Source organism: Erwinia pyrifoliae DSM 12163 (assembly GCF_000026985.1).
GTDB classification, from domain to species: domain Bacteria; phylum Pseudomonadota; class Gammaproteobacteria; order Enterobacterales; family Enterobacteriaceae; genus Erwinia; species Erwinia pyrifoliae.
The window spans coordinates 1962736-1974664 of sequence record NC_017390.1; the positions used below are offsets into that span (position 1 = coordinate 1962736).

The 11929-nt window shown below is 53.1% G+C and carries 10 protein-coding genes; 5 read left to right on the forward strand and 5 right to left on the reverse strand.

The window, feature by feature from the left end; translation table 11 throughout:
• Positions 1-19 precede the first annotated feature (19 nt).
• From EPYR_RS08730 to EPYR_RS08745, 4 genes are all read left to right on the forward strand, one after another.
• Entirely contained in the window at positions 20-2650 is a 2631-nt protein-coding gene (locus EPYR_RS08730) for a YdbH family protein (protein WP_012668037.1), read from the forward strand.
• A complete protein-coding gene (locus tag EPYR_RS08735) occupies positions 2634-2825 on the forward strand; it encodes a YnbE family lipoprotein (RefSeq protein ID WP_014538888.1) in 192 nt (63 codons plus the stop codon). Before EPYR_RS08730 ends, EPYR_RS08735 begins: the two co-directional genes overlap by 17 nt.
• A gap of 9 nt (positions 2826-2834) precedes the next feature.
• On the forward strand, positions 2835-3170 hold the full coding sequence (locus EPYR_RS08740) for a YdbL family probable chaperone protein (protein WP_012668039.1): 336 nt from the start codon (positions 2835-2837) through the stop codon (positions 3168-3170).
• A gap of 314 nt (positions 3171-3484) precedes the next feature.
• The gene (locus EPYR_RS08745; protein ID WP_231839706.1) at positions 3485-4474 is read left to right on the forward strand and encodes a hypothetical protein; all 990 of its coding nucleotides are present in this window, start codon (positions 3485-3487) and stop codon (positions 4472-4474) included.
• Between the two features lie 89 nt (positions 4475-4563).
• Here EPYR_RS08745 and EPYR_RS08750 read toward each other — a convergent pair whose 3' ends face one another.
• A complete protein-coding gene (locus tag EPYR_RS08750; protein ID WP_012668041.1) occupies positions 4564-5169 on the reverse strand; it encodes an FMN-dependent NADH-azoreductase in 606 nt (201 codons plus the stop codon).
• A 231-nt stretch (positions 5170-5400) separates the two neighbouring features.
• On the opposite strand from EPYR_RS08750, the gene hrpA reads away from it, so the two are divergent.
• Entirely contained in the window at positions 5401-9303 is a 3903-nt protein-coding gene (gene hrpA, locus EPYR_RS08755) for an ATP-dependent RNA helicase HrpA (RefSeq protein ID WP_012668042.1), read from the forward strand.
• Between the two features lie 39 nt (positions 9304-9342).
• Here hrpA and EPYR_RS08760 read toward each other — a convergent pair whose 3' ends face one another.
• From EPYR_RS08760 to asr, 4 genes are all read right to left on the reverse strand, one after another.
• On the reverse strand, positions 9343-10212 hold the full coding sequence (locus EPYR_RS08760) for an N-acetylmuramoyl-L-alanine amidase (RefSeq protein WP_012668043.1): 870 nt from the start codon (positions 10210-10212) through the stop codon (positions 9343-9345).
• A 90-nt stretch (positions 10213-10302) separates the two neighbouring features.
• A complete protein-coding gene (locus EPYR_RS08765) occupies positions 10303-11109 on the reverse strand; it encodes a trypsin-like serine peptidase (protein WP_012668044.1) in 807 nt (268 codons plus the stop codon).
• A gap of 117 nt (positions 11110-11226) precedes the next feature.
• Positions 11227-11310, reverse strand: coding sequence for a small membrane protein YdgU (ydgU, locus tag EPYR_RS21625; protein WP_004157645.1), 84 nt, complete (start codon positions 11308-11310; stop codon positions 11227-11229).
• 86 nt (positions 11311-11396) lie between these two features.
• Positions 11397-11780, reverse strand: coding sequence for an acid resistance repetitive basic protein Asr (gene asr / locus EPYR_RS08770; RefSeq protein WP_012668045.1), 384 nt, complete (start codon positions 11778-11780; stop codon positions 11397-11399).
• Positions 11781-11929 lie beyond the last annotated feature (149 nt).

The window sequence follows — 11929 nt, forward strand, 5'->3', positions numbered from 1 at the left end:
CATAACAGGATTTGCCGCCATGAAACGGGGCTGGATTAGAGCGCTGGTTGTGCTGACGGTAGTCATTTTGCTGCTGACGTGCCTGCTGCTTACTGTGACAAAATGGCTGCCGCGCCTGGCCGTTCTCTGGCTACCGGAAAACGCCACCCTCGTGCTTCATGGCAACCTTCGTTGGCAACAGGGGGCGCTGCGGCTTCCCGGCTTGCATTATCGCATCGGTAACTGCGAGCTGGTGACGGTGAGCAACGCGGCATTATCCCGGCACCGGTCACGCTGGCAGCTGTCTGCCGATACCCTGTTGATTGACAGCGCCTGTGCAGCGAAAATTCCACCCTCAGACAGTCGGCAGGCTCCTGGAACACTGGCTGAATGGCAGCAGATACTGCCGGCTGCCGATGTGAGCATCGGTCAGTTGGTCGTTGCGCCCTGGCAGAATGGAAGCGGTCGTTTGCAGCTGCATATTGATGCCCGGCGCCAGCGCCTGGAGTACCGGGCAAAAAAACTGACCTTACAGGCCGAACTTAACGGCCAGCAGCTGGCGCTGAATAATGTTGAATGGCAAGCGGCTGGTATTGCGCAGCCCGTTATCCTGAACGGCACGCTTAATCTGCCGGCGAATCCGGGCGGCCTGCCTGAATCCGGCTGTTTACGCGGTAATATCACACTTGATGGTGTCCCCGATCCCATTCGCGTCGATCTGAACTGGCAACAGCGGAACGGCACGCTGATCGCCCGCAGCGAAAATCATGCCATCCCGCTTCTGACTCTGCCATGGCAAATTGCTCCGCAGCTTATCGAGATAAGGCAGGGGCAGTGGAACTGGCCCTGGGGTGGTCAGCCCCTTTCTGGCAATATCGCGTTAAGTGCAAAGAACTGGCAGCAAGGATTAGCCGCGACGGAAATAACCGGCCGCCTGAATCTGCTTACCCAGGGGCGCGGTGGTAAGGGTAACGTCGTGCTCGCTATCGGTCCGGGCAGGCTTGACCTGTCAGACAGTCATCTGCCGTTGCGGCTGACCGGCGACGCAAAAATGGCGCAGCTGCAATTTTTTGCCGGGCTGCCGGGCGTTTTACGTGGTCCGCTAATCGATCCATTGCTGGTGCTGCAACCCGGGGCGTTGCTGCGCATGAAAGGACAATTGCTGTCGACGCTGGAAGTTGATGAAGCACGCTGGCCTCTGGCAGGCCTTTCCGTCTCATCTGCCGGGATCAACGGCCGCCTGCAGGCAATTCTTAGCGCTCATAACCGGGAGATGGGGCGTTTTCGCCTGCACCTCGATGGCCGAGCCAGCCGCTTCTGGCCGGATAAAGGCGAATGGCTGTGGCGCTACTGGGGCAACGGCTATCTGGCTCCGCTGGCAGCAAAGTGGGATGTAAACGGTCGTGGGCGTTGGCTGAATACGCTGATTGAGTTGAACTCGCTATCAACGGGTTTTAACCATCTGCGCTATGCAGACACCAGCGTGGATGCGCCGCGTCTGACGCTGGATAAACCGATTCTCTGGCAGCGCGACCCGGCACGGCCCTCGTTCAACGGTCAGCTCAACATGAAAGCCAAAAAAGTGCGCCTGAAGAGCGGGGGATATCTGCCCCCTTCCGTTTTGACCTTCGCGGTTAAAGGGCGTGACCCGGCCTGGTTTCTGTATAATGGCAGTCTGCAGGCCGGGGAAATAGGCCCGGTACAGGTACAAGGCCGGTGGAACGGCGAGCGTTTGCGCGGTCAGATGTGGTGGCCGCAGCAGTCGCTGCGCGTTTTTCAGCCGCTGCTCAGCCCGGATCTGAAAATGTCCATCCAGGACGGACAGCTTAAAGCGCAGATTGCTTTCTCCGCCGCTGGCGATCAAGGGCTGAAAGCAGGCGGGCACTGGCTGGTCACCAATGGCAGCGTGTTAATGCCTGATAATGCAATTAAGGGTATTGATTTCTCTTTGCCCTTCCGACTGCAAGCACAGCGCTGGTATTTCGGCATGCATGGCCCGGTAGCGTTGCGCATCAAAGAGATCACCAACCAGTTCGCGATGCAAAATATCACCGCCGATTTGCAGGGATGGTATCCGTGGAGCAGCGCTAAACCGCTCAGGCTCTCCAATGTGGGTACTGACGTTTTAGGTGGCCAGCTTCATATGGCCAATTTGCAAATGCCGCAAACCCAGCCCGCCACCGTGCAGATTAAGCATATCAATGTGTCCGAACTGATATCGGCGTTAAAGTTAAAGCAGATAGCGATGTCCGGCACGATCGACGGTGCATTACCGCTCTGGCTGACCCATTCACAGTGGCTGGTTAAAGGCGGTTGGGTCGCGAATAGCGATACGTTAACGGTGCGCATGGATAAGGACATGGCGGATGCCATCAGTAGCAACAATGTTGCCGCCGGGGCAGCCTTAGACTGGATGCGCTATATGGAGATTACCCGCAGCTGGGCCACTGTCGATATTGATAATCTCGGCTGGATGTCGATGGCAGCAAAAATTGAGGGCTCCAGCCGTTTCAGCAATCGAAACCAACGGGTATCGCTGCATTACACCCAGCGTGAAAACCTGTTTCAACTGTGGCGCAGTTTGCGCTTTGGCAATAATTTGCAGTACTGGGTTGAAGAAAACGCTACCCTGCCATTGCATAAGGAAAAAAGTGATGAAAGCCCTGATTAGCCTGCCGTTGGCCAGTTGCATTATGCTGTTGAGTGGTTGTGTCCCACGCATTGAGGTCGCCGCGCCGAAAGAGCCGATTACCATCAATATGAATGTCAAAATTGAACATGAGATTCATATCAAGGTCGATAAAGACGTGGAAGCCTTACTCAAAAACAACAGTAACCTGTTTTAGGGAATACGTATGAGACAACGGTACCGGGGATTACTGCTGGGCTGTTTGCTGCTGTCACCGGCGGCAATAGCACTAACGCTTGATGAGGCTCGCCAGCAGGGGCGGGTGGGCGAAACGCTAAACGGCTATATTGCGCCCATTCAGCAGGACGGTGAAACCCTGCAGCTGGTCAGGCAGATTAACGCGGGGCGTTTGCAACAGTATCAACAGCTGGCACAGCAAAATAACCTGACCACGCGAGAGGTGGCCAATATCGCCGGGCAGAAACTGGTTGATCGCGCCAAACCCGGTGAATATGTGCGCGGTATTAACGGGTTGTGGCTGAAGAAACAGGTAGGTTATTAACAGGCGAGGGCAGTAGTGAAACAGATTTTTGTGAGGATGCTTTAGCGTTTTTTAATACACGTCTTTCCATATTAATTTAATATATGGCATTTGCTAAAATGGCAAATGCATAGGAAAGTAAAGATGAAGATTAATACAGACAGCAGCATAAATGAACCTGAATATATTGTTGAAAACGACCTGCCTCTCCAAGTCAAAATAATAGCCAGGTTATTCTTTCCGTCTCTGGCGTGAACAATCAGCCAGGTGTTTCTATTGAGCCTGAGAAAAAGTATGAAAACGCGTTATGCGCATCTCCCAGGGAAGATGAAAAAGTGGATGACCGTAACGCCGAAGCTAACAAAAACAATGATAATACAGAACGTAGAAATGTGATATGCAATGGTATTATGGATATAAAAAGTATGCGTTTTGACAGGGAGCTGGAGCATTTTATGATTCAACCTCTTAAAGGTGAGTTGGAAAAGCTTAATAGAGAAGTTATTAAGTATGAATTAAAGTATAGTCAGTCAAATTGCGTTACGGTTGAATTGAAAGAGGATTTTTATCCACCCCGACGAGGAGAACATTGCAAAATTTATGCATTAGCTCTTGTTGAAGCGTTTTACGCCGATTCGAAGGCGATTAAGAAAATTCCTCTTCTTGCTGAGAAGGGTAATGTCGAAAGTATAAGAAAAATAGCAAAAAAATTTAATTCTTTACAGGGTGAGGTATTGCAGTCGAGTGATCTAAAGAAAATTGCTGAATATATGGGATATGAGGTGGAATTAATCAACTTACGTACATCTTCAGAGCTAAGCGAATACATCGAAAAATATATCGGCGATAGCGGGTTGATTACTTTCTTCAGATTCAATCCGGACATGCCGTACGGAATGATGCTTGATAGTTCGCATATAGAGAGTGGCCAGTCAGAGGATGCAGCTGTTATTTCAGGATTCGATAAGAAAAGAAATATTTGCACTCTCAATGACCGCAAGGGGGCGCTAATGGGAGTACCAATAGAAGATCTATTTTTATCTGGTAACGGATTGCTCACAACATGTAGTCAAGAATCTTACAGGACTGACTTTGCAAGTAAACGCTCTTTATGTGATGCAGGTCAAATAGAGTCACGAGGACGTCATGCTTACAAATACCCTGTTATTGTAGAAGAGTCTGATAACAATGCAAAATTTATGACAACGATAGTACCCACTGAAGCAAGTGGCTATAAGGCATTACTGATGAGGTTAAAGCCAAATCTGGAGCATGAGCGCTGGAAGGAAACAACACGGGCAAAATCTGATTCTTCCCTTAAATAAGCAACTATTATGGCTACCCTGTTACCGCTATAAACTAACCGGACAGGAGCTAAACACGCTTTCCAGCTCCTGTAATCGTCTGATTCCTGTCAGGCAGTAACGATCTGCGAAATCGCTTCTTTTGCCTCGCTGGCGGCTTTCGCTGCCACCTCCGGGCCGTAGCCGATGCCCTCAGCAAAGACAAACTGTACGTCGCTCATTCCGAGGAAGCCAAGGAACAGCGTCAGGTAGGGGGTCAGCAAATCGCTTGGGGTATCTTTATGAATACCTCCACGGCTGGACAATACCACCACTTTTTTACCTTTGATTAATCCCTCAGGGCCGTTTTCCGTATAACGGAAGGTGACGCCTGCACGGGCAACCAGGTCGAAATAGTTCTTCAGCTGAGTCGGGATGTTGAAATTGTACATCGGTGCGGCTATCACAATGGTGTCGTGCGCCTGCAGTTCGGCAATAAGTTGATTGGACAAGTCCAGTGCTTCCTGCTGACGCGGAGTTAACGCCGCATCCGACGGGCGCAATGCGCCGACCAGCTCACCGTCCAGCACCGGTACGGGGTTTGCGGCCAGATCACGTTCGGTCACTTCATCACCTGGATGGGCAGCTTTCCACTCGGAGACCAGGTAGTCAGCCAGCTGGCCGGACTGAGAATAACCGGCAAGAATGCTTGATTTCAGGACTAATACTTTGCTCATGGTTTTTTCCTGTGCTGTCATACGAAAATATTCCGCTTGTTGAGAAACACTTTACGGACAATTTACCGCAAGTGTAAGTGCGAGTTTTCGATATCAATGTTCGAAAAGTTTGAATAAGTTCCCGCTGCGCATTTAAAACGCTAAGTCCCTGTCTGTGTTACACTGCGCACAATTCTTACCCTGATCAATCCCTGTTGCCCATGCAGGCGCAACAAAGCGAGCACTATTAACATGTCTGACACCTCACAATCTGTCCTGTCAACGCTGTACTCACGGCTGGATGCGCTGATGCTGCGTGACCGCCAGCGTCTCTTACGCCGCCTGCAGAGTGCAAAAAAAATCAAAAACCCGACTGCGTTACAGGCGGTAACCGGCGAGTTGAGCGCTGATATCACCAGCGCCGAACAGCGGGTGGCGGCCCGGCAAGCGGCCACACCGTCGATACGCTATCCGGAAAATCTGCCGGTCAGCCAGAAGAAGCAGGAAATTGCCGATGCCATCCGAGCCAGTCAGGTGGTGATCGTTGCCGGGGAAACCGGTTCGGGCAAAACCACCCAGCTGCCCAAGATCTGCCTGGAGCTGGGGCGCGGTATTCGCGGGCTTATTGGCCATACGCAGCCGCGCCGCCTTGCTGCCCGTACCGTGGCGGAACGCATCGCCTCTGAACTGGAGCTCTCGCTGGGTGGCTGTGTTGGATATAAGGTGCGGTTTAACGACAAAGTGGGTGATACCACACAGGTGAAGCTGATGACCGACGGCATCCTGCTGGCGGAAATCCAGCAGGATCGTCTGTTGATGCAGTATGACACCATCATTATCGATGAAGCGCATGAGCGCAGTCTGAATATCGATTTTATCCTCGGCTACTTGTGTGAACTGCTGCCGAAACGCCCCGATCTTAAGGTGATCATTACTTCGGCGACCATCGACCCGCAGCGCTTCTCGCGCCATTTCCACAATGCGCCGGTCATTGAAGTCTCCGGGCGAACTTATCCGGTGGAAGTGCGCTATCGTCCGGTGGTGGAAGAGGCAGATGACAGCGACCGCGACCAGCTACAGGCGATTTTTGATGCGGTTGATGAACTGGGGCGTGAAAGCCGTGGTGATATCCTGATCTTTATGAGCGGCGAGCGCGAAATCCGCGATACCGCCGATGCACTCATCAAGCGCGATCTGCCGCATACGGAAGTGCTGCCGCTGTATGCGCGCCTATCGAATGCCGAGCAGAACCGTGTGTTCCAGTCCCACGCCGGGCGGCGCATCGTGCTGGCAACCAACGTGGCGGAAACCTCTTTAACGGTGCCGGGGATCAAATATGTGATTGATCCCGGCACGGCGCGTATCAGCCGCTACAGTTTCCGCACTAAGGTGCAGCGCCTGCCTATTGAAGCGATTTCCCAGGCGTCGGCAAATCAGCGTAAAGGGCGCTGTGGCCGTGTCTCCGAGGGAATTTGTATTCGCCTGTATGCGGAAGATGACTTCCTGAGTCGTCCTGCTTTTACCGATCCGGAAATTCTGCGTACTAACCTGGCGTCGGTCATTCTGCAAATGACCGCACTTGGCCTGGGCGATATTTCTGCGTTTCCATTCGTAGAAGCACCGGATCGGCGCAATATTCAGGATGGTGTGCGCCTGCTGGAAGAACTGGGGGCGATAACTCTCGCGGATAATCAGCATTATCGGCTGACGCCTTCCGGGCGCGCGCTGGCACAGCTGCCGGTCGACCCACGGCTGGCAAAAATGGTGCTGGAAGCACAGAAATACGGCTGTGTGCGTGAAGTGATGATTATTACCGCCGCGCTGTCGATTCAGGATCCGCGTGAGCGGCCTGCCGACAAAAAGCAGGCATCGGATGAGAAACACCAGCGTTTTGCCGATAAAGAGTCTGATTTCATCGCCTTTGTTAATCTGTGGAACTGGCTGCAAGAGCAGCAAAAGGCGCTGTCATCCAGCCAGTTCCGCCGTCAGTGCAAAACGGACTATCTCAACTACCTGCGCGTGCGCGAATGGCAGGATATCTACACCCAGCTGCGTCAGGTTGTGCGTGAACTAGGTTTGCCGGTCAACAGTGAACCGGCGGCGTTGCGTGAAATCCATACCGCGCTACTGACAGGTCTGCTGTCGCACATTGGTCAAAAAGAGAGTGATAAGCAAGAGTTTACCGGTGCACGGAATGCCCGTTTTGCCATCTTCCCCGGATCCGGGCTGTTCAAAAAGCCGCCGAAATGGACGATGGTGGCCGAACTGGTCGAAACCAGCCGTCTGTGGGGGCGCATCGCCGCGCGGATTGAGCCGGAATGGATCGAGCCGGTTGCGCAGCACCTGCTAAAGCGCAGCTACAGTGAACCGCACTGGGAAAAAGCCCAGGGCGCGGTGATGGCCAGTGAAAAAGTCACGCTGTACGGTCTGCCCATCGTCGCAGCGCGTAAGGTTAACTATGCTCCGATCGACCCGGTGCTATCGCGCGAGCTGTTTATCCGCCATGCGCTGGTTGAGGGGGACTGGCAGACGCGTCATGCCTTCTTCAAAGCCAACCTGAAGCTGCTTGCTGAAGTGGAAGAGCTGGAACACAAATCCCGCCGCCGCGATATTCTGGTAGATGATGAAACGCTGTTTGCATTCTATGACCAGCGTATTGGCCATGAGGTGGTATCGGCGCGACATTTTGACCGCTGGTGGAAAACGCTTAGCCGGGAGGAGCCTGACCGTCTGAACTTTGCTAAAGAGATGCTGATTAATCAGGGGGCTGATAACGTCAGCCCGCTGGATTATCCCAACTTCTGGCATCAGGGGCATCTGAAGCTGCGGTTAAGCTATCAGTTTGAACCGGGCGCTGATGCCGACGGCGTTACGGTGTTTATCCCGCTACCGCTGCTTAATCAGGTGGAAGATAACGGTTTTGAGTGGCAAATTCCCGGCGTGCGTCGCGAGCTGGTGATTGCCTTAATCAAGTCGTTACCCAAACCGTTACGCCGTAACTTTGTTCCGGCTCCCAACTATGCGGATGCTTTTCTTGCCCGTGCTACGGCGCTGGAGCTGCCTCTGCCAGAGTCGCTGGAGCGAGAGTTTCGCCGCATGTCGGGAATTACCCTGGAACGTGATGCGTGGCAGTGGGAGCAGGTGCCCGATCATCTTAAAATCACGTTCCGCATTGTCGATGAAAGCAACCGCAAGCTGGCGGAAGGCAAAGACCTGACGGCGCTCAAGGCACAGTTAAAAAGCAAGGTACAGGAAACGCTGGCGAAGGTAGCGGATGACGGACTGGAACAGCGCGGTCTGCATGTATGGAGCTTCGGCGACTTACCCGACCATTTTGAACAAAAACGGGGAAATTACAGCGTTAAAGCCTGGCCCGCGCTGGTCGATGAGCAAGACAGCGTAGCGATCCGCCTGTTCGATTCACAGCACGAACAGCAGAAGGTCATGTGGCGCGGGCAGCGGCGTCTGCTGCTGCTGAACATTCCGTCACCGATTAAATATCTGCACGAGAAGCTGCCCAACAAAGCCAAACTGGGGCTTTACTTCAACCCTTACGGCAAGGTGCTTGACCTGATTGATGACTGCATCGCCTGTGGCGTGGATAAGCTGATAGCGGAATCCGGCGGCCCGAGCTGGCAGCAGCAGGGCTATGACCGACTGCATGATAAGGTACGGGCAGCGCTGAATGACACGGTGGTGGAGATTGCTAAAAAGGTCGAACAGATCCTTACTGCGGTATTTAATATCAATAAACGCCTGAAAGGGCGCGTCGACATGTCGATGGCGCTGGCGCTGTCAGACATTAAAGCGCAAATGAGCGGGCTGGTATATCGCGGTTTCGTTACGGGCAATGGCTGGAAGCGGCTAGGGGACACGTTGCGGTATCTGCAGGCGATTGAACGCCGGCTGGAAAAAGTCGCCGTTGATCCTCACAGTGACCGCGCCCGTATGCTGAAAGTTGAATCAGTACAGCAGGTCTGGAGCAGCTGGTTGGATAAATTGCCGCCGCAGCGCAAAGATGATGTTGACGTGCAGGATATCCGCTGGATGATTGAAGAGCTGCGCGTCAGCCTGTTTGCTCAGCAGTTAGGGACGCCGTACCCCATTTCTGAAAAACGCATCCTGCAGGCGATGGAACAAATCGCAGTGAAGTGATTGTGCCAGCCCGGCAGGGCTGGCCGTTTCCATTACGCTCTAGAGCGCCGCATCGCTCTCTTGCAGCAACGTTCTACTGGCCGTCCGATATTTTGCCACCAGCGCCGCAGCAATCGCTTCGGTTTCTGCGTCTGCTACGCCGCTGAAATTGGTCGGGCGAAAATGCATTTGAAACGCAGCAATTGCCTTGCGGGTCTTCTCATCATTAATGCCGGTTTGCGGAATGGTGTAACCGTAGCTGGCCAGGTCAGTCTGAATTTTGCGCACGGAGCCGGCAGCATAGTGAGAGCGCCCAGCAAGATAGCGTTGAACGGTGGAGCTGTCCGGCCAGGCGCCAATGCCCTGTTCTGCCAGCTGTTGCCACGGGAAGAGCGGACCCGGGTCAAATTTACGGCCTGGCGCAATATCGCTATGTGCCACAACGTTGTCCGGGGTGATGGCATAACGCTGAATAACGTCCTGCGCCAGACTGGCAACCAGCCTGACCTGTTGAGCATCCCAAGGGTACCAATGCCTTCCACTGCTGTTGTCGATGAAACCGGGATGGACAATTTCGATGCCAATAGCGCTGTCATTGAGGTTACTGCACCCGTTCCAGTTGCTCACCCCGGCATGCCATGCACGTTTATCTTCCGGCACCAGCTGATAGACAGTCCGTTGTTTCATTAAGGGATCGGCCGCTGACGGCACAAGGTAATGTGCGCTGACGCCCCCCTGAGTCAGCAAGCGCAGCGATTCGGCATCATCGGCAGCAGTATAATGCAGGACCAGAAAGCGCACCCGCTCATTTTGGCTTGCTGAAGGGTGTTCGCTGTTGAGTTGATAGCCAGGGGAGTTGCCCCCGTTTCGGAAGCCGCCGACACAACCCGCCAACAGAAGTGCAAGCGCTGCGAGGGTGAGTTTTTTCATTAGGTCTTCCTTGATTGCTGTCAGATTCGGCGATATTGTCCATCAATCGCCCGCTGCCTGAAATCCTTTTAATTACGATAAACCCCGCCTTTATTGGGCCAGCACGTCCAGGCTGTCACGAAAAGCGGTAACCGCGATCGCCCGGTTATCGGCGAGGTAGCGGTCTTTAGCGGCAGGAGCCGAGCTTTGTACACCGATCAATTGCCACTCACCCCCAACTTTCAGCAGCAGCGGGGAGCCACTATCGCCTGGCAGCGTATCGCACTGGTGTGAAAGCACGGCTTTCTGCGCCCAGCCGGTGACCATGCAATCATTGTGTGAGTAAAGCGTATCAAGATGATCTTCCGGATATCCCGCCTGGGTGATCCTTCGCCCGCTTTCTTTTAATGCCGAGGTCAGATCCTGGCGGGAGCCGGAAAACAGCGGAAGCGGAACGATCCCCGAAGGGGGGTTACGCAGAACGATCAGCCCAAAGTCATAAGGTGCCGCAGAGGAGGGGACGATCCAGCCATCACCGTCGGCCTTTAGTTTCCTACCCAATGCCGGGTCAACGCGCGCTTCAATATCATGGATTTCATAACGCCAGCTGCCTTTAGTATTGGCAATAAAACGCAGCGCCACGGCTTTATCAAGCCTGCCCGGCGGTGAAAGCAAACAGTGTCCTGCGGTGAGAGCAAGGTTGGGGGCGATCAGCGTGGCGCTGCACAGATTGCCGCTTGCCGTTTCCAGCTGACCAATGGCTTCCCAGGGCGCGCTGGCGGTATTGTCGACCGGTTGACGATTGTCTTTACCAAAAAACAGCGTGGTTGTATCCCCCTCGCTGCGGGCATCCTCATCGGCATAAGTATAAAATGAACAGGCAAAGCAACCCATTAATAACACAGCTGTCAGGCGCATATTTTTCTCAGGCTTAAAGCGCGTTGGTTTTAATGATTCCGTTAGTGCAGTAACTATAGTCGGCCGGCACGAAAAGTGGGAGATTAATTCGGAATATCAGCATACTAGTAAAATTTGCTACCAGTAAAAGCTGGCGGCAACAATACCACAGACAATCATGACAACCAGAATGATTTCGAATAAATAGCGACGTACCATCATCCGAAACTCCTTAATAAAACACCCGGCATAACCGGGTGTTGTGTTAACTATTTCGCAAAAGGTGACGGACACCCTGGCTGAAGAAATTACGCTTTCGGCGCGGTTTTCGTTAAGGCTTTATGATGCTTTTTAGCCGCCTGTGCTTTCTGCGCTACTGGCTTAGTCGCTTTATGATGCTTTTTAGCNGCCTGTGCTTTCTGCGCTACTGGCTTAGTCGCTTTATGATGCTTTTTAGCNGCCTGTGCTTTCTGCGCTACTGGCTTAGTCGCTTTGTGGTGCTTTTTAGCCGCCTGGGCTTTCTGTTCAGTAGCTTTCTTATGTTTCTTAACATGCTTAACAGGTGCTTTAGCTGGCGCTGCAGTGGTTGTGCTTGCAGCAGCAGGTGCTGGCGCGGCGGTGGTTTCAGCAGCGAAAGCAACTGAAGACAGACCCATTGTAGCGGCGACGACCAGAGCTAATAATTTTTTCATTGCAAAACCCTCAAGTAGTTAAGTTCATCTGTCAGCCCACTGCGGGGCTGGTGAAAAGACTATATGCGAACGGCAGACAGCTTTCCGTGAGTGTTTAGTATCGGCGTGTAACCGATTGTACAACCAGCGAGAGAAGAGCAGGGGAAGTA

What these genes read in the sequence shown, in the direction of transcription:
- EPYR_RS08760 (WP_012668043.1), bottom strand. Translation starts at nt 10,212, where the DNA reads ATGAAAAAACTCACCCTCGCAGCGCTTGCACTTCTGTTGGCGGGTTGT.
- EPYR_RS08740 (WP_012668039.1), top strand. Translation starts at nt 2,835, where the DNA reads ATGAGACAACGGTACCGGGGATTACTGCTGGGCTGTTTGCTGCTGTCA.
- hrpA (WP_012668042.1), top strand. Translation starts at nt 5,401, where the DNA reads ATGTCTGACACCTCACAATCTGTCCTGTCAACGCTGTACTCACGGCTG.
- EPYR_RS08765 (WP_012668044.1), bottom strand. Translation starts at nt 11,109, where the DNA reads ATGCGCCTGACAGCTGTGTTATTAATGGGTTGCTTTGCCTGTTCATTT.
- EPYR_RS08750 (WP_012668041.1), bottom strand. Translation starts at nt 5,169, where the DNA reads ATGAGCAAAGTATTAGTCCTGAAATCAAGCATTCTTGCCGGTTATTCT.
- ydgU (WP_004157645.1), bottom strand. Translation starts at nt 11,310, where the DNA reads ATGATGGTACGTCGCTATTTATTCGAAATCATTCTGGTTGTCATGATT.
- EPYR_RS08735 (WP_014538888.1), top strand. Translation starts at nt 2,634, where the DNA reads ATGAAAGCCCTGATTAGCCTGCCGTTGGCCAGTTGCATTATGCTGTTG.
- EPYR_RS08730 (WP_012668037.1), top strand. Translation starts at nt 20, where the DNA reads ATGAAACGGGGCTGGATTAGAGCGCTGGTTGTGCTGACGGTAGTCATT.